This is a genomic window from Pontibacter sp. SGAir0037 (assembly GCF_005491705.1).
Classification (GTDB): domain Bacteria; phylum Bacteroidota; class Bacteroidia; order Cytophagales; family Hymenobacteraceae; genus Pontibacter.
The window spans coordinates 5,176,520-5,194,475 of record NZ_CP028092.1 but is presented as its reverse complement, the minus strand read 5'-3'; the positions used below and the strand labels follow the sequence as shown (position 1 = coordinate 5,194,475).

The 17,956-nt window shown below is 45.1% G+C and carries 19 protein-coding genes; 10 read left to right on the top strand and 9 right to left on the bottom strand.

Annotated elements, in window-relative coordinates:
* The first annotated feature begins 158 nt into the window (after window positions 1-158).
* The 6 genes from C1N53_RS21565 to C1N53_RS21540 all read left to right on the top strand — a co-directional run bounded on the left by C1N53_RS21565 (window position 159) and on the right by C1N53_RS21540 (window position 6,219).
* A complete protein-coding gene (locus C1N53_RS21565) occupies window positions 159-2,102 on the top strand; it encodes a peptidylprolyl isomerase (RefSeq protein WP_137761266.1) in 1,944 nt (647 codons plus the stop codon).
* Window positions 2,103-2,202: 100 nt separating this feature from the next.
* A complete protein-coding gene (locus C1N53_RS21560; RefSeq protein ID WP_137761265.1) occupies window positions 2,203-2,640 on the top strand; it encodes an Rrf2 family transcriptional regulator in 438 nt (145 codons plus the stop codon).
* 221 nt (window positions 2,641-2,861) lie between these two features.
* On the top strand, window positions 2,862-3,971 hold the full coding sequence (locus C1N53_RS21555; RefSeq protein WP_137761264.1) for a S9 family peptidase: 1,110 nt from the start codon (window positions 2,862-2,864) through the stop codon (window positions 3,969-3,971).
* A gap of 108 nt (window positions 3,972-4,079) precedes the next feature.
* Window positions 4,080-4,799 (top strand): trans-aconitate 2-methyltransferase, encoded by a 720-nt coding sequence (locus C1N53_RS21550; protein ID WP_137761263.1) that lies wholly within the window; start codon window positions 4,080-4,082, stop codon window positions 4,797-4,799.
* Between the two features lie 56 nt (window positions 4,800-4,855).
* On the top strand, window positions 4,856-5,353 hold the full coding sequence (locus tag C1N53_RS21545) for an NUDIX hydrolase (RefSeq protein WP_240773328.1): 498 nt from the start codon (window positions 4,856-4,858) through the stop codon (window positions 5,351-5,353).
* Window positions 5,350-6,219 (top strand): NAD(P)-dependent oxidoreductase, encoded by an 870-nt coding sequence (locus C1N53_RS21540; RefSeq protein WP_137761262.1) that lies wholly within the window; start codon window positions 5,350-5,352, stop codon window positions 6,217-6,219. Before C1N53_RS21545 ends, C1N53_RS21540 begins: the two co-directional genes overlap by 4 nt.
* 35 nt (window positions 6,220-6,254) lie before the next feature.
* Here C1N53_RS21540 and C1N53_RS21535 read toward each other — a convergent pair whose 3' ends face one another.
* The 9 genes from C1N53_RS21535 to C1N53_RS21500 all read right to left on the bottom strand — a co-directional run bounded on the left by C1N53_RS21535 (window position 6,255) and on the right by C1N53_RS21500 (window position 14,884).
* Window positions 6,255-7,199 (bottom strand): helix-hairpin-helix domain-containing protein, encoded by a 945-nt coding sequence (locus C1N53_RS21535; protein ID WP_137761261.1) that lies wholly within the window; start codon window positions 7,197-7,199, stop codon window positions 6,255-6,257.
* A gap of 14 nt (window positions 7,200-7,213) precedes the next feature.
* On the bottom strand, window positions 7,214-7,369 hold the full coding sequence (locus C1N53_RS22640; RefSeq protein ID WP_168194081.1) for a hypothetical protein: 156 nt from the start codon (window positions 7,367-7,369) through the stop codon (window positions 7,214-7,216).
* Between the two features lie 6 nt (window positions 7,370-7,375).
* Window positions 7,376-9,028 (bottom strand): sodium-dependent transporter, encoded by a 1,653-nt coding sequence (locus C1N53_RS21530; RefSeq protein WP_137761260.1) that lies wholly within the window; start codon window positions 9,026-9,028, stop codon window positions 7,376-7,378.
* A gap of 159 nt (window positions 9,029-9,187) precedes the next feature.
* A complete protein-coding gene (locus C1N53_RS21525; protein WP_137761259.1) occupies window positions 9,188-10,096 on the bottom strand; it encodes an SDR family oxidoreductase in 909 nt (302 codons plus the stop codon).
* 73 nt (window positions 10,097-10,169) lie between these two features.
* Window positions 10,170-10,811 (bottom strand): peptidylprolyl isomerase, encoded by a 642-nt coding sequence (locus tag C1N53_RS21520; protein ID WP_137761258.1) that lies wholly within the window; start codon window positions 10,809-10,811, stop codon window positions 10,170-10,172.
* 166 nt (window positions 10,812-10,977) lie between these two features.
* A complete protein-coding gene (gene hemC / locus C1N53_RS21515) occupies window positions 10,978-11,919 on the bottom strand; it encodes a hydroxymethylbilane synthase (protein WP_137761257.1) in 942 nt (313 codons plus the stop codon).
* 220 nt (window positions 11,920-12,139) lie between these two features.
* On the bottom strand, window positions 12,140-13,267 hold the full coding sequence (locus tag C1N53_RS21510) for a DNA polymerase III subunit delta (protein ID WP_137761256.1): 1,128 nt from the start codon (window positions 13,265-13,267) through the stop codon (window positions 12,140-12,142).
* Window positions 13,268-13,351: 84 nt separating this feature from the next.
* A complete protein-coding gene (locus C1N53_RS21505) occupies window positions 13,352-14,560 on the bottom strand; it encodes a GlmU family protein (RefSeq protein WP_137761255.1) in 1,209 nt (402 codons plus the stop codon).
* A gap of 78 nt (window positions 14,561-14,638) precedes the next feature.
* On the bottom strand, window positions 14,639-14,884 hold the full coding sequence (locus tag C1N53_RS21500) for a type B 50S ribosomal protein L31 (RefSeq protein WP_137761254.1): 246 nt from the start codon (window positions 14,882-14,884) through the stop codon (window positions 14,639-14,641).
* A gap of 188 nt (window positions 14,885-15,072) precedes the next feature.
* Between C1N53_RS21500 and C1N53_RS21495 the strand changes: the two genes are divergently transcribed.
* From C1N53_RS21495 to C1N53_RS21480, 4 genes are all read left to right on the top strand, one after another.
* Window positions 15,073-15,582, top strand: coding sequence for a phosphoribosyltransferase family protein (locus tag C1N53_RS21495; protein WP_137761253.1), 510 nt, complete (start codon window positions 15,073-15,075; stop codon window positions 15,580-15,582).
* A gap of 378 nt (window positions 15,583-15,960) precedes the next feature.
* On the top strand, window positions 15,961-16,542 hold the full coding sequence (locus C1N53_RS21490; protein WP_137761252.1) for a non-canonical purine NTP diphosphatase: 582 nt from the start codon (window positions 15,961-15,963) through the stop codon (window positions 16,540-16,542).
* Window positions 16,543-16,618: 76 nt separating this feature from the next.
* Entirely contained in the window at window positions 16,619-17,242 is a 624-nt protein-coding gene (gene udk, locus C1N53_RS21485) for a uridine kinase (protein ID WP_137761251.1), read from the top strand.
* Entirely contained in the window at window positions 17,239-17,931 is a 693-nt protein-coding gene (locus C1N53_RS21480; protein WP_137761250.1) for a TrkA family potassium uptake protein, read from the top strand. The genes udk and C1N53_RS21480 overlap by 4 nt, the downstream gene beginning before the upstream one ends.
* The last annotated feature ends 25 nt before the right edge of the window (window positions 17,932-17,956 follow it).

Genomic DNA, 17,956 nt, shown 5'->3' with positions numbered 1-17,956 from the left:
AACTCCTATACCATAGATGTACAAAAGCCGAATACTCCATTAAATGTAAATAAATTAATGTCAATAGCAAAATTAAAGTTAATTTTATAGCGAAAGTAAAAACATACCAATATATAATTATAGTTTTAACTATATTCATTGCTGAATACCACCATAATATGAAGAAAATCGTGCTGCCTTTTGTTTTATTCCTGCTATTTGCTGCCTGCCAAAGGCAGCCACAGCAATCTGGTACGGTTCAGATTCAGGCAGTAAACAAGTTCTCAGATATTACACTCCAACAAATATATACCCTGCAGGATGAACGGAATACCAAGGCACTTCTGCCCTACCTGCAGCATAATAATCCTGCTTACAGAAAAGAGGCTGCCTTAGCATTTGCTTCGGTACAAGATTCCCTGGCAATACCGCAGTTACTGGGTATGCTTTCAGACACAAGTGCATCGTTAAAGATTGCCGCAGCCTATGCACTAGGCCAAATCGGACACAGCAAAATACAGAACCCGATTATACTGCACCTGAACCGTGAGCAAAACCCGCAGGTACAGGCAGCACTGCTAGAATCGCTTGGTAAAGTAGCCACAGGAGCAGGGCTGAATTATTTATCTGCTTACAAGGCTCAGAATCCGGTTGCGCTTGGTGGCCAGGCGTGGGGTCTGTACCGCGCCGGGCTCAGGCAGCAATACAGTGCACAGGGCACACAACAAGCTATAAAGCTGATTGCTGACCAAAACCCTTATGAAGCACGCCTTGGTGCTGCCCAGTATCTGGCCCGCACAACCAAGCTGGACCTGACGCCATACAAGATGCAGCTCCTGAACGCTGCCACTTCAGATAAAGCCCTGGAAGTCAGGATGGCTGCTGCACAAGCCTTTGCTAAAGTTGGCGTTGAAGACAAAGCAGCCATATTATCAGGCATTGCACAAAGCGATCCGGACTACCGTGTCCGCCTTAGTGCCATACGCGCTATGTCCGGGCTGGAATTTGCCACCATTTCAGAGGCCATTGTTGCTGGCTTAACTGATAAAAACATGAATACGGCTGTAGCCACCTCTGAATTCCTGATGGCAAATTATCATACAGCCGATGCGGCCTTACTTTACAGGCTACTTAGCCAGGTACAGGATGGGCGGGTAAGAGCGAACCTCGTATGGGCGATTTTGCGCAAAAGCCCTAACAAAGACTATTTCAGTGCCCAGTTCAGAAGGTTATATCAAACAGCGAACGATCCGTATGACAAGGCACACTTTTTAAAAGCGCTATCGGGCCACTTTGGCAACTTTAGGTTTATAGAAGAGCAAATATTTCTCGCGAAACAGCCGATTATTGCAACAAGTGGTCTGGAAGGATTAATTTCAATGCGCCAGCAACCCGATTTTCCGAGGGCGATGGAGCAGCAGTTGGCAGCAGCATTTAAAAAGGCGGTTGAGTCTGGCGATGTGGCTTTGGTTGGCCTTGCAGCAGGTGTAATGCGCGAGCCCAAATTTGCCTACCGTTTAATCTACAAAGACCTGTCTTTCCTACGCGAAGCACAGCAGAAGCTGGAGCTGCCCCGCGATATGGAAACGAATATAGAGTTACAAAAAACAATAGACTTCTTAAGTGGTAAAAGAGAATCTGATACGCCTCAGAATCCTTTTACACATCCTATTAACTGGCATTTAGTTCAGGAAATTCCTGCCGACCAGCAGGTTCAGATCAGAACTGCAAAAGGTGATATTACTTTACAATTGTTTGTAGAAGATGCACCTGGCACAGTGGCCAACTTTGTGGAGCTGGTAAAACAGCACTTCTTCAACGACTTATACTTCCATAGAGTAGTTCCTAACTTTGTGGCACAGGGCGGCGATAAGCGCGGCGATGGCTGGGGCAGTTCAGATTATTCCATCCGGTCAGAGTTTGCTCCGCTTAACTACCGCGAAGGCTATGTAGGCATGGCATCAGCCGGCAAAGACACAGAAAGCAACCAGTGGTTTATTACCCACTCTCCTACTCCGCACCTGGACGGACGCTATACAATTTTTGCCAGGGTGATCGAAGGCATGGATATTGTGCATCAACTGGAGGTAGGCGATAAAATTCTTACCGTAGAACTAAAGTAGGCACCTGCTTGAACAGCTGTAGAAGCAGGTGCTTATATCCACTTTATTTCTTATTTTTGTACAATCAAATACAGCAATAACTAGTTTATTTATATATTTCATGCTTTCAAAAAAAGCAAAATACGCGCTTAAAGCCCTTATTGTGCTGGCGCAGAAAACAGATAATACAGCAGCCACAAACGAAGAGATAGCTCAGCTAGCCGGAATACCTAAAAAGTTTTGCGAAGCTATTCTGTTGGATCTTAAAAAGAACGGGATGCTACACAGCCGTAGAGGAAGAAGCGGAGGTTATGTGCTACGGGAGCATCCAAGCAAATTAACTGTTGCCGATGTTATTCGCATCATGGACGGCCCCCTTGCCCTTACCACCTGTACCCGCAGGGTAGGTTACGTGCCATGCGAAGAATGTCATAATCCTGAAACATGTGAGGTTAGAATGATCATGAAAAGGGTAAGAGATGCCACGGTAGAAATTCTGGAAGGTATTTCTATACAGGATGCCGTTGACCAGCCTAAAGTATGGTTCCCCCTGATCTGATCACCAGCTCTAAAACACTTTGACTATGTTTGCACCAAAAAAACTGAATTCAAAAGGTGTTAAATTTTGAAATTTATCATCTTTTAAATTCAATTCGCGTAGTTACCCTGCTGAACCTTCGTAAAATTTTCTGGCAATTATTTATACAAATTGCCGTATTAACTGTTATGGATATACCTAAGGCGCCAGCAACTCTTCTTACAGAGCATAAGAGTTCAGCAATGAAAACAGTCCAAGTAAATATTTTAAAAAACCTGTCTTACCTTTTAATCCTGTGCGGGCTGCTTTCAGCGTGTCAGCAACGGGAAAAGCCGGGTAACTCCCAGGTAATTCCAGAGATAGCACGCATGGAAGAATATACAACTTCCAAAGCTTATCCATCTAAGTTTGCAGATGAGAACATTAAGAATTGGGAAAAAGTAGTTCCGGAGATACAAGAAGTTAAGATCAAATCTACTGCCGACGGCAAAAAAGAGCCTGCTCTTTATTATGCTTCCAACAGTTCCCGTAAAAAGCCCCTGCTGGTTGTTTTACATAGCTGGAGCAGCGAATACCTGCAAGAGGTAAGCATTCCCTTTGCTTTGTGGTGCAAAAAATACGACTGGGCCTTTATTCAACCTAATTACCGGGGTGCATTCAAACAACCTGAAGCCATGGCATCTGAACTTGCCATACAGGATATTATAGATGCCGTTAACTTCGCCAAAGGATACGATGATATTGACCCGGATCGCATTTATATGGTGGGTTCGTCAGGTGGCGCCATGACTGCCCTTGTTACAGCAAGCCTGCATCCGGATATTTGGGCGGGTGTTGTGGCGTGGGTACCTGTATTTGATATAGCGGACTGGTATAGGTTTAATTTAAACTATCCTCACAGAGTATATAACGAGCAAATATCCTGTGCCTTGGGAGGAGAACCCATGCCCGGCACATACGCAGAGGGAGTTGCTAAAAAACGCAGTCCCAGCACCTATATCAGTAGAGCCAAAGATGTGCCTATTTTTCTGGCACATGGCACTAAAGATGAATTAGTCCCTCCCAGCCATTCGATCAGAGCCTTTAATATACTTGCTAACCAACAGGACACTATTTCGCAGGCACATGTAAATTACCTGCTGCGCGAAAAAGCAGTTCCACCTGACCTGCAAAGCTCCAACGAAGAATCTTACTTCGGAGGGGCAGACCCTGAAGTTGTTTTTGTAAGATCATCTAATAATGTAAAGTTGGTGCTCTATGTTGGGGTACACGATATGGGCTATAATCCCAGCCTGCTCTGGCTAAACCAGCAGCGCAGGAAAAGACCGGCAGAAGCACAGGCTTACAGGTAAACTACAATTTCATCACGTTTAGCTTTCGTATAAGCGCGGTATTTTAATTTAACATCACTCCTGCAATTCTTTAGCCTTGCCTTATGATAAAGCTAAAGCAGAATTGTTATGGAAGACTTCTCTAAAAAATCAACTGTAGAAGAAATCAGAACCCGTTTCGATCAAGATGTAGAACGCTTCTCGAATCTCGATACCGGCCAGCAATCTACAATTGATGCCCCGCTTACACTGGAACTGATTACTTCGGCTGCACAAAGTACAAACCCTGACGCTAAAACACTGCTCGACCTTGGCTGTGGCGCCGGCAACTATACCCTGAAAATGCTCAGCAAATTACCTGATTTAGACTGCACACTGGTTGACCTGAGCCTGCCTATGTTACTCAAGGCGCAGGAGCGTGTAGGAGCAGCAACTACAGGTAAAACCAATATTGTACAAGCCGACATACGTGACCTGGAGCTAAATAACGAGCAGTACGATATTATACTGGCCGGAGCAGTTTTGCACCACCTGCGCGATAACCAGGAGTGGGAGCAGGTATTTACGAAGCTCTGCCGTTGCTTAAAGAAGGGCGGCAGCTTTTGGATATCGGATCTGGTAAGCCATGAGCAAGAGCCTGTAAGCAGGATGTTCTGGCACAAGTATGGCGACTACCTGCAAGCAATAGGTGGAGCATCTTACAAAGAGCATGTGTTGGCGTACATCGACAAGGAAGATTCGCCTCGTTCTGTTAGCTACCAGCTGTCGCTCATGCAGCAGGTGGGATTTTCAAAAGTAGAAATCCTACACAAGAACCTTTGTTTTGCGGCATTCGGCGGAGTAAAGTAATCTGAACTATTCTTTAAAACGTAAGAAAGGCGCTACTATGATGAACAACAATCGCCATGCCTCAGAAACCTGCAAAGCAACTCAGCCTTTTTCCGGATAGTCCCAGGCTCCCTGTAGAGGAACAGGTTTCGGCGGGAGGAGTTGCTTTTCGTCATTCTGACAGTGGTCTAGCAATAGCGCTTATCTCTGTTGGAGAAAACAGGCGCTGGCAGCTACCTAAAGGCATTGTAGATTCTAGTGAAACTCCCGAAGTAACAGCAGTACGCGAAGTAAAAGAAGAGGCAGGCATCGAAACTGAGCTGCTGGAAAAGCTGGAGACCATAGAGTACTGGTATGTTGGCAGCAAGGGAAACAAAAAGGTGCGATTTCATAAGCTGGTTCATTTTTACCTGCTACGGTACAAAACAGGAGATACTCATAACCACGATTGGGAAGTAAACGAGGCGCGCTGGGTATCGATAAACGAAGCCAAGAAATTGCTATCTTTCAAAAGTGAACGACAAGTGGTAGCAGCGGCAGAAGCACTGCTGGCACATTATGAAAGAAAAATATGAAAGTAGGATTTATAGGATTAGGAATTATGGGTAGCCGCATGGCGGCAAATTTACAGCAGGCTGGTCATGAACTGGTTGTTTATAACCGCACGCAGCAAAAAGCAGATAAGCTGGTTGAGCAGGGAGCTACCAAAGCCGGAACACCGGAAGAAGTAGCAAAAGCCTGCCGCTTGGTAATTACCATGCTTTCTACGCCGGATGCTGTAGAGGAAGTAGCTTTCGGGAACGATGGCTTTATGAAAGCACTACCCGGCAATTCGCTTTGGGTAAACTGCAGCACAGTAAACCCTTCTTTTACAATAAAGATGGCGCACCAGGCCAAAAAGATGGGGCAACGCTATTTAGACGCACCTGTATCGGGCTCGCTGGTTCCGGCAGAGAAAGGCGAACTTATTTTTCTGATAGGTGGCGATGCGGCAGACCTGGAGCAGGTGCAGGAGCTGTTTAATGTAATGGGAAAGGAAACGGTTCATGTTGGAGCTCACGGGCAAGGTGCCAGTATGAAAATGGTTAATAACATGATGCTGGCACAAGCCATGGCTTCGTTTGCCGAAGCCCTTAAACTAGGCACGGCTTTAGGTATATCAGAAGAAAAGCTTTGCGAAACACTGCTGGGAGGGCCTGCAGCAGCTCCTTTCCTGAACTTGAAGAAAGACAAGATCCTAAAGCGCGAATTTTCTCCGCAGTTCCCATTGGAGTGGGCCCATAAAGACCTGCACCTGGCCAGCGTTACTGCTTATGAGCAGAATGTAGCGCTACCTTCTTTGCAGGCTACCAAAGAGCTGTATGCCCAGGCAAAAGAAAAAGGTTTTGGAGAAGAAGATCTGGCTGCTATTTACCGGCTATTTCTTTCTGAGGAAAAATAAAAGCCTGAACTTCAGATAACAGTTCAATACACGTTTTATAGTGCCAGGTAAGGCTTTAGCTTTTCGAATACTTCGGCTGTTACCAGCTTTACCTGGCGCACATCCTCTACCTTTTTATAAGCTCCGTGCTGTTCGCGGTAAGCAACTATAGCCCTGGCAACATTAGAAGTAATGTATGGGTGCGCCTTCAGCTCATCCGCAGTGGCTGAGTTTACAGAAAACTGCTTTGGAGCGTAAACATCAGGTACGAACGTGTATTTCTGCAGGCTGTCCACCACCTCCGGCTGGAGCCCGTACACTTCCTGCAACTGAGCCAGGGTGTGAAAGCCGCCGAGGCCATCGCGGTACTTAACTATACGTGCCGAAAGCTTGCTGCCAATCCCTCTGATTTGTTTCAGCTGAGTTGTATCGGCAGTGTTGATGTTGAAAGGAGCCAGTACAAATTTCTCCCGCTTCGCGTACCTGCTCTCCGGCCTGTCCGGAGAAGGTGTTGCAGCAGCCAGGCTTTGTCGCGGCTCAGAACGACCAGGCCTGGTTTCCGGCAACGTAATAAAAGGATAGAGCTGTTGAAATACAGAATCCGGCAAACCGTAAATTTTACCCAGTTCTGCCTTATAAGTAAAGTCGCTTACCTTGTTTCTATAGTTGATAATGCGCTGGGCCATGTATTTAGGCAGCCCCAGTTCCTGCCACTGCTCCACCGTAAGTTCATTAGGGTTAAAGGGCCGAAGTTCCCGCTTTTGCAGCACATACTGTCTCTGCCCTGTGGCAGGCTGTTTCGCCTCTAGCTGCGCAACCAAGCTGTCCAGCAGCTGCCTGTCTGCCTCATTTTGCTGAAACGAGTCAGGTTGCTGAAAGGCTTTAAATAGAAATGGTGCTGCCATAAGCAGCACCATAATAATGATCAGACCTAAAAACCCGTTTACCTCACGCTGTGAAAAACCAAAGTATCTGCGAATCCAAAGTCTTACTTTCTTCATTCAAAAAATTAAAGTTACTGAGGCTGCCTCAAGTCCTCATCATCATTATCGAGGTATGAGTCAGGCTCGGGTTTCGGAGGTGTAGTCAGCACCTTCGCGAAAAAATATATCATGAGTCCTGTTACCAGCAACAGCGTGGTAAGCATAACAACAAGTGCAGATGTATTCATAGTTTCCTAAATTCTTCCTTCTCTAACTCTTTTTTTATACGCTGTATATACAAGAGCTGCCAGGATTATCCAAACAGCCAACAATAAGATACGCGAGGCATTCACAAAAAACAAGGTATCCTGCAATAACTCAATATCCACAGCCGAAGTAGCTGCAGCCAGCTTTTCCTTTAAGTCTGCATTTGTGATTTTCTTAATGATAGAGCTGTTATCCAGTTCCCAGTTCCCGCTTAGCGCAGCACCCCAGTCACCGCCTTTTGGTGTAAACAGAGAGCCCAGGAACACCCACAGCAGCAACAGTGGTGTAACGAACTTGATGATATAACGGTAAATAAGCGGCACGTCAATATCAGAGCCGGAGGTAATTTCTCGCCAGCCTTTGTTCATGCCGAATACCCAGGCAAACAGTATAGATTCCAGCAAAGCAAACACGACCAGCGAAACTGTACCTGCCCAGTAATCATACTCGTCGAACACGCCATACTTAAAGAAAAGTACGGTTGGCATCCCCAATACTAATACAATAATACCAAAAGACCAGGCAGCTGATTTCCTTCTCCAGTTAAACTCATCCTGCAGGAAACCTATCCAGGGTGTACCCATGGCCAGGGAAGAAGTAATGCCCGCAAAGAACAGCAAACCAAACCACATAAAGCCAGACAAGGCCCCCAGAAAATCACCCCACTGGTAAAACAGGTATGGCAACGTTCTGAAACCTAAACCAAGGCCACCGCTCTGTACCATTTCTGTTACGCGGTCTATACCTAAATAACCGATAGAGATCGGAATAAGAATGGCGCCTCCTAACACAACCTCCACAAACTCGTTCATCCAACCAGCCGACATCGCATTTAGTGCTATATCATCTTTAGAGCGAACATAGGAGGCATAGCAATGCACCGTACCCATCCCTACCGATAGAGTAAAGAAAATCTGTCCGGCAGCAGCCAGCCATACGGTAGGCGACCATAATTTATCGAACTGAGGAGTCCACAAAAAGTTAAGGCCTACAGAACTGTCGTTGATAGCTCCATTTTCACCAGCTGAAATTGTAAAACCCTTAAAGGCCAGAAATGCACCAAAGATGATAAGCATCGGCATACCGATTTTAGCAACGCGCTCTACCCCTTTAGCCAAGCCCTGCGAAAGAATCCAGGTATTCAGCAGCAGGCAAATAACAAAGAAGACAATTGGCTCATACGGAATGCCAAAAGTAGATCTGCCAAGGCTTACATATTCCCCAAAAAAAGCAGCCACTCCATCCTGGTCGAGTCCGCTGAAAGTGCCGCCTATAGAATGGAACATGTATGAAAGTGTCCAGGATTCTAAATAGCAGTAATAAGCTGCCACAGCAATATTTGTCCAGATACCAAATACGCCAATATATTTCCAGAGGCGGTTTTTGCCCATGGTATCAACAATAAAAGGAGTAGAGTGGTGTCCGAACTTTCCACCGAAACGCCCCATCGACCATTCAATCCAAAGCAGGGGAATTCCCATTACTAAGAAGCAAACCAGGTAGGGAATAATGAAGGCGCCACCTCCGTTCTGCACAGCCTGCACCGGAAACCTAAGGAAGTTTCCAAGGCCTACTGCATTACCAGCCATGGCTAAGATGAGACCCACACGTGAACCCCAAGACTCTTTGTTAGCACTCATAAATCAGGTAGAAGTAGTTTAGTTTAGATTAGTTTGTATAGTTTATAAAATTTTAAGCTTCCAATTTAAAAAATGCATCTGACTAAGCCATATTAAATTCTATATTTTTAATGTTTCGGCTTATGTAGCTTCAATTTAGCTGGGTATAGCAGCAGAAATTTACAAAGCCTCTGCCTGCTCTGCTACTATTCGGATGCCCTCCATAAAGCTTCGCGGCGCATACCCCAGCTGAGTTTCGGCTTTCGTAATAATAAAACCTGTTTTAGGAGGTCTCCGGGCAGGCTGCGAAAACGTAGTTTCGTCGGCTTTATCGATCAGACCTTTGTCCAGGTTAAAATAATCGGCCACCTGCATCGCCATTTGGTATGGCGTAAGCATTTCTTTTCCGGATATATTAAATATTCCTTCTGCATCGTGCTTAGCCGCCAGCCAGCAGCCCATCGCCAGATCTTCAGCAAGGGTAGGTGTTCTGAACTGGTCTTCAACTACTTTAATCACTTTTCCGGCCCTTAAGCTATCACGTACCCAAAGCACGATATTGGTGCGGCCGTAGTCGTGGGCAACGCCATATACCAGCACCGTTCTCAGAATGGCCCATCTGCAGGATGCGCTTTTTACTACTTCTTCGGCTAAACGCTTTGTTTCCCCATAGTAGTTAACAGGACTGGCCGCTGCCTCTTCGGTATAAGGGCCGTCTTCCCCATCAAAGATAAAATCAGTAGACACATGAATAAGGTGCACATGGTACTTTTCACAGGCATCCACCAGGTACTGCACTGCGTCCCGGTTTAATTTCAGAGCCCCCTCCCGATCAGACTCACACTGATCTACATTGGTCATGGCAGCGGTATGGATAAGATGTGTCGGCTGAAACCGGCTTACCACCTGCTCTACCTGTGCCTGATCGGTTACATCCATAGAGGCGAAAGGCAAGGTTGGGAATAAGGCAGCCAGTTTGTTTTCGCCCCTGCTGGTAGCCAGCAGCTCGATCTCCGGGTTAGGCAAAAGCAGTTCTGCCAGCTTTTGGCCCAGCAGGCCATTAGATCCTGTAATTAGAATTTTTTTCATGTATGTTTAGGTGGTGCTCTGGTAAAATATAAAGCTGATTTTCCCCTTTCAGGTAGACGTTTTTCTTAAAAAATCAGCTGTTGTAGGTATAGTCAAACTTCCTGGCTATTTTCTTTTTCCTGATTCGCTCCACCTTTACCGTCATTTTGATATCCTCCAGCGGCCTGTTTCTTCCGTCTTTTGGCTGTTCTGCAATTTTATCAATTACATCTAGCCCGTCTACTACCTGCCCAAATACGGTATAAGCTTGATCCAGGTGCGGTGTGCCGCTATGATTTTCTACAATATAAAACTGGCTGCCACTCGAAGCCTTCTGCGGGTTTACATTATCTCCCATACGGGCTGCTGCCACGGCCCCTCGCTGGTGTTTGTATTTCGGCAGGATTTCGGCAGGTACAGTATAGCCCGGAGAACCGCTGCCATCATTCGCCGGATCACCGTCTTTCGAGTTAGGGTCTCCTCCCTGTATCATAAATCCATCAATAACACGATGAAACGTGGTGCCATTGTAAAAGCCTTCTTTGGCAAGTTTCAGGAAATTCGCTTTATGAAGTGGTGTGTCATCAAATAAGATAAGCCTTATTTCGCCTTGTGAAGTAGTGATAGTTACTAATTGGTCTCTGCCTTTAAGCTTTTGCGCATAGCCTGCCAGCGTTGATAGTAGCAGGAGAAGAAAAGTAATGCTAAAGGGTTTAAAAGTATGTTTTCTCAACATATTGTCTGGTGAATCTGAAATGAAACTTTAAGTTTTGCCTTTTTTTGCTGTATTCCAAATTTAGAGCATGTTTAAACAGCAAGTTAAAAGAATAATCCCTATGCCTTAGCTGTTTAAACCAGGACATAGGGATTATTTGTGAAATACGGATGCTCTTTCAGCAGGCTTAGCTGCGTTGCTCCCTGATCTCCTTCAAAATTTTATCGCCACCACGCTCTAAAATCGTATTGGCTAATCGCACGCCCATGGCTTCTGCATCCTGTAAAGGGGCCTCAAATGCTTCTGACAAAAACTGCTGCCCGTCCAGGCTCACAATGCCGCCTTGTATACTTACTGTATTTTCGTTTTTAAGCGTAGCAAGCGCAAAAGAAGGAATGCTGCAACCACCTTCCATTGTTCTTAGAAAGGCCCTTTCTGCCACCAGGCATACGTGCGTTTGCGGATGATCAAGCGCCTCTTTAATGCCCTGCTTCAGGATCACATCCAGGTTTTTTGCACATTCCACGGCCACACTACCCTGCCCTGTTGCCGGTATAAATTCATCAGCCGGGAACGTATGCACAATCAGATTATCATATCCCATCCGGATAACACCTGCATAAGCCAGCATAAGCGCATCGAACTGCTTATTCTCCAGCTTTTGCAACCGTGTTTGCAGGTTCCCTCTAGATTCTGCAGTTGTAACGTTCGGATAGTATTTCTTTAACAACGCCTTTCTGCGGGTAGAGGAAGTGCCAATTACTACTTTGCTGTCCCGCTCCAGTTTAAAGTTTTTATCAAAAGAAAGGATAACATCGTTTACCTCCTCCCGCTCCATAAAAGCAATCAGTTCCAGATCGTCCGGTATGCTAGACTGCACATCTTTGGCGCTGTGCACCGCTATATCAATGCTGCCATCGCGCAGGCTGACTTCCAGCTCTTCTGTGAAAACACCTTTTGAACCGATCTTATCCAGCGATTTATCCAGCACCAGGTCGCCTTTGGTACTGATAATCACGATTTCGGTGGCAAATCCTGCTGTCTGCAACTTATCTGCTACAGCATTTGCCTGCCACAGGGCCAGTTTACTACCCCTTGTTCCTATATGTATTGTTTTCGCCGATGTCATGTAGTTAATGTACTAATTTAATAATGTGCTGATGTGCTACTAATTCATCTATAATAAGCTATCTCAGGCTGTCAGATGTAAGGTACCAATGCCTTCTTAATTTGAGAGGAGTACCTAGTCACTTTTATTTAAAAATGCCAAACTATGTTAAAGTGGAGGTAAAATGATCCATAGAAATAATTTCTACTTCATAATTTTTAATTTATAATTCAACTAATTCCTAGCGACTGTTTCTCAAATAGCCGGCTATCTGTATAGAGCTGTCGACAAAAACCATCTTTGGATTTGCATTCCGTTCAATATGATAATGCGCCTCGTTCAGTTCCTCCGCCAGTTGTCCGGCATTGGCATGGGTAATTACTTTGGAAAACTTTTGTACGAAATCGAGTTCGTTCGGCGGCAGATAGGTAATCATAGAGGCATCTATACCAAAGAGCATCACTTTACGGAAGAGATTAAGTGCATATAGCAGGAAGTTCTTTTGGTTCTCCCGTCCTAGCGTCTGAAACTTCTCACTCATATCTACCACATCTGCAAATTTATACGAATAGCAATGCCGCATCCAGTCGGTGAAGAAGGTAAAATAATCGCTGCTGACTTCTGACGTAAGTTTAACTGCTGCATTCAGGCTGCCTTCTGCCAGTTGCGCCACCTGATAGGCTGCCGCCTCGTCCAGTTTATAGCTTTCCTGCAGGTACGCTATCACCTCCTGCTCTGTAAAGGCACGCACCTGCACAATTTGGGTGCGGGAAGTAATTGTGGCCAGCAGCTTCTCTGCCGACTGCGAAACCAGTAAAAACAATGTTTTGGCTGGCGGCTCTTCCAGTAGTTTCAGGAGAGCATTGGCTGCCGCAGAATGCATCAGCTCCGGTAGCCAGATAACTACAATTTTATAGTCTCCCTCAAAGGCCTTTAGCGAAACCAGCTTTACCAGTTGCCTGCTTTCTTCCTTCGAAATCATTCCCTGCTTGTTCTCAGCTCCTATGTGTTGCATCCACTCGTTCAGCCCCTGGTACGGATTTGCCAGCACAAACTCCCGCCACTCATTTAAAAATTTCTGGCTGAGCACATCTTTTGTAACGGACTTGGTGCTGGTAACAGGCATTACAAAGTTAAAGTCGGGGTGTACCAGCTTGTTCATCTTCACACAGCTGTTACATGCACCACACGAATCGTCAGGTTGTTTATTCTCGCAGTTGATATACGTTGCATAAGCCAGCGCCAAAGCCAGGTTAGCGCTTCCCTCCTGCCCCAGAAACAGTTGCGCATGCGCCACATGGTTGTGTTGCACCGATTTTAACAAAAGCTGCTTCGTTTCCTGATGACCTGTTATTTGTGAGAAAAACAATGCTGAAATAATTAGAAATTAGAAATGTATGAATTAAAAACGGGTCATGTATAACTTTCCCTCAGAGCTTAACTTCACTACCTATTATACCAAACCTTTCTCCCATACCCGGTACTGCTGCGTCTGGTTAAATACCTCGGTTAAGATAGCTCTTTCCACTTCGTCTAGATCTTTGCTGCGGCGACCAAACACTTTTTCGGCTACTTCAAAAGCCTTGCGTATCTGGAAGGTTTCAAAGCCTGCTGCTCCGCCCCACGAAAAAGAAGGCACAAAGTTGCGCGGGAATCCTGCCCCGAAAATGTTGGCACTTACACCTACCACTGTTCCCGTGTTAAACATGGTATTGATGCCACATTTGCTGTGGTCGCCCATCATCAGGCCGCAGAATTGCTGTCCTGTATTTCTGAAACTGCCTTTGGCGTGGCTCCATATCTTTACCTCTGCATAGTTGTTCTTCAGGTTAGAGGTATTGGTATCTGCTCCCAGGTTACACCACTCTCCCAGCACTGAATTACCTAAATACCCCTCGTGCCCCTTGTTGGTGTATCCGAAAATAACAGAAGCACTTACCTCGCCGCCTACTTTCGAAAATGGCCCTACCGTAACATCTCCCCTGATTTTAGCTCCCATACTTACCTGGCTGCTTTCGCCCAGGGCAAAAGGACCGCGAATAACGGCTCCTTCCATTACCTGGGCATCTTTGCCAATGTAGATGGGGCCATTTTCGGCATTTAGAACTGCAGCCCGTATGGTTACACCTTCTTCAATAAAAATATCAGCTTCGTTATAAACAATGGTATGCTTATCTGCAATTGGCTCGCTTTTCCGGCCAGCGGTAACAAGTTTAAAGTCGTGGCGGATCTGCTGTCCGTTAAACAGGAAAATTTCCCACAACTCCCGCACTATAGTTACTCCACTAATTTCATGCCTCCGCTTTACCGGAAGCTGTGGCAACTCTTCCAGCGAAATTGGCTCCGGTTGCGCTGCATGATAGGCAAGCAGTGTATCGTTCTGGTAGATAGCCTCTCCTGCACTCAGTTCTCTTATACTTCTTACCAGGTTTACATCAGGGCAAACAGCTCCGTTAATGTAAATAGTATGTGCCCCGGTATGGGCCTGGTATTTCTTCTGAAGATAGGCTTGTGTTAAGAAAGAAACAGGCGCACCCATGTAAGCCTGCCATTTCTCTGTGATGGTTTTTATACCTACCCGTATCTCAGCTACCGGCCTTGTAAAGGTAAAAGGGAGCAGCAACGGGCGGATTTCAGGATCATCAAATAAAATAATGTTCATGAAGGCAAAAATAAAAAAGTCTTCCCGAAAATTACGAGAAGACTTTGATGTTGGGGTACTTTAACCAAAAAGCTTTGGTTATTTTTTCTGATAACGCTTGTTGAATTTCTCCACACGACCAGCAGTATCAACGAAGATGTTTTTACCAGTATAGAATGGGTGAGAAGCAGAAGAAACCTCCACTTTGATTACAGGATACTCTTTACCGTCTTCCATAGTGATAGTTTCGTTAGAAGTCATGGTAGAACGTGTGATAAATTTGTAATCACTCGTCATATCCTGGAAAACCACCTCTCTGTATTCTGGGTGAATGCCTTTTTTCATTATTATAAACGTTAATTAACCTTAATTCTCAATCGGACTGCAAATTTAAGGATTTATTTTAAATTAAAAGCCTATCAACCAAATAATTTTACATCAAAGCCAAAATCTGCATCTCCTATAAATAATCTGCTAAATTTGCTTCGGCCTTCGAGCTGCAGTTTACACCATTATACGTTCGCCTTAAAAGCATGACACATCCACATCAAACGCTGATCCTCGACAAAACACAGATTCAGCAGAAAGTTACTCGTATGGCTTATGAAATATATGAGCAAAACTTTGAAGAACAGGCTCTGGTATTAGCAGGTATTCAGGAAAATGGGTATATACTGGCCGAAATGCTGCTGCAACAGCTGCAAACCATCTCAGATAAAGAAGTAAGCCTGCTAAGCGTAACGCTCGATAAAAGCTCTCCACTCGAAAAGCCGGTTGAAGTGCTGCCCTCGTCAGACAACCTGGAAAACAAAACCATCATTATAGTGGACGACGTACTTAATACGGGCAAAACCCTGGCCTATACATTAAATACATTTCTGCCTTACAACCCTAAAAAAGTAGAAATTGCCACTTTAGTAAACCGCCACCACACCTTATTTCCTGTATCAGCTACCTATACAGGCTATTCGCTGGCCACTACCTTAGGCGAGCATGTGGCGGTTGTGCTGAAAGAAAACGAGGTGGCAGCATATTTACATTAAATCAACACGCCAGCTTATGCACATTCACGATCAGAAATTTTTAAAGGCCTGGGCTAAGACACAACAAAAAGGAAGAACGGTTTACATTCTGAAAGGAATAGCATGCGGCTTTATTTTCGCATTTATATCCGAGGCATTTAATTTATTTGAATCAGGCTTTACCAGTACCTACTTCACTTATAAGTTTCTACTCAGGGCTTGCGTATACATTACAGGCAGTGCCTTTTGGTGGCACTATACCTGGAACCAAAACTGCAAAAGGTATAATACCCTTACAAACAATCCTTCATCGGCATAAAAATTCTACTTTTTTAATCATAGCACATTAACCCATTAGCAAATTACCACATTAGCACATCAGCACATTAACATTCTCCTATGACAGAACTCTGCTTTGCTACCAATAACCGAAAAAAACTGAACGAAGTAAGCCAGATGCTGGAAGGCAAGTACAAACTCCTGACGCTGGAAGATATTGGCTGCCACGAAGAATTAGCCGAAGAACAGGATACACTGGAAGGAAATTCCCGGCAAAAGGCACAGTATGTGTGGGAGAAATATGGGGTTAACTGCTTCGCCGACGATACAGGCTTAGAAGTTGCCGCTTTGCATCATGAGCCTGGCGTATACTCTGCCCGGTATGCCGGCCCGCAACGCAGCGACACCGATAATATGGAACTGTTACTAAAGAACCTGGAAGAGAAGAAAGACCGCAGCGCCCGCTTCCGCACGTTTATCACGCTTTTCCTGAACGGGGAAGAACATCAGTTTGAAGGTATTGTAAACGGGCAGATTACTAAATTCTGGAACGGCAACCAGAGTTTTGGCTATGATCCTATTTTTATACCCGAAGGTTTCGACCGGACATTTTCCGAAATGAGCACCGAAGAAAAGAATATCATCAGCCACAGAGGGAAAGCCATCAGAAAACTGGTTGCCTTTCTGAAAAGAAACAGCTGAGGCTAAAATTATTCTTGCACTGCTGGATAGTTTACTTGAAAAAGTATAATTTTGTAGCCTGAAACCATAGCTTCCAATGCAAAAGCCATATATCGTCGGAATAACAGGAGGTAGTGCTTCAGGAAAAACCACTTTTTTGAATAAGCTACTCGCATCGTTTGCCCCTGAGAACATTTGCCTGATCTCGCAGGATAACTACTATAAATCACGCGAATTACAAACACGCGACGCGAACGGAGTCGTAAATTTTGACCTTCCTTCCTGCATTGATGATGATGCTTATGCCGAAGATCTGAGAAGATTAGGCGAAGGAGAAACCATTTACCGCACCGAATATACGTTTAACAACCCTAATGTAGTACCAAAGCAACTGGAGTTTAAGCCGGCACCAATTGTAGTGGTAGAGGGTATCTTTGTATTTTATTTCGAAGAGATTGCCAAACAATTGGACCTGAAAGTATACATTGATGCCAAAGAGTATATTAAATTGCAGCGCCGGATCGTGCGCGATAAAATAGAACGCGGTTACGACCTCGACGATGTGCTTTACCGCTACACACACCATGTAGCCCCTACATACGAAAAATACATTAAGCCATATAAAAACGATGCAGACATCATCATCCCGAACAACAATCATTTTGAGCGCGGGCTGGAGGTGCTTACGACGTTCTTGAATTCTAAGATTAAAGCATCATGAGGCATAAATTTGCTGTAATTGGTCTGGGTATATTCGGCAACTCTATTGCACGTACACTTGCGGAACGAGGTGCGGAGGTACTGGCTATCGACAATAGCGAAGACCATGTAGAAGCTATCAAAGATGAGGTTGCTTATGCCGTAGCACTGGACGCTACCGACATCAGGGCACTGGAAGCACAGAACATCCAGGACATGGATGCTGTAATTGTGGCTATAGGCGAAGATTTTGAGGCACTGCTGATCACAACCGCCAACTTACAGGAACTTAATATAAAGCGTGTGATTACCAGGGCTTCTAACAAGCAGCAGCGCCGCATCCTGGAAAAAATGGGCGTACACGAAATCCTTTCTCCTGAGGGCGAGGTAGGCAGAACCGTGGCAGAACGCCTGCTGCAGCCTAGCATACGTACGTTCCTGCCCCTGCCAGACAATTATGAAATTGTAGAGATTAATACCCCGCGCGGTATTGCCAACAAAAACCTGGCAAAGATTTCGCTTAGAGAAAAGTATAACCTGAACATGATCACAATCAAGCGTTTCTTTGAGGAGATACAGGACGGGAAACCAACACAGGTAGAGCATATCATTGGCGTACCCAAAGCGGATACTGTTATCTATCCTTCTGACATCCTGATCCTGATCGGTAAGAAGCACGACATCAAACGCTTTATTGATATAAATCGCTAAAGATTTTATTTTTAGGAGAAAGACT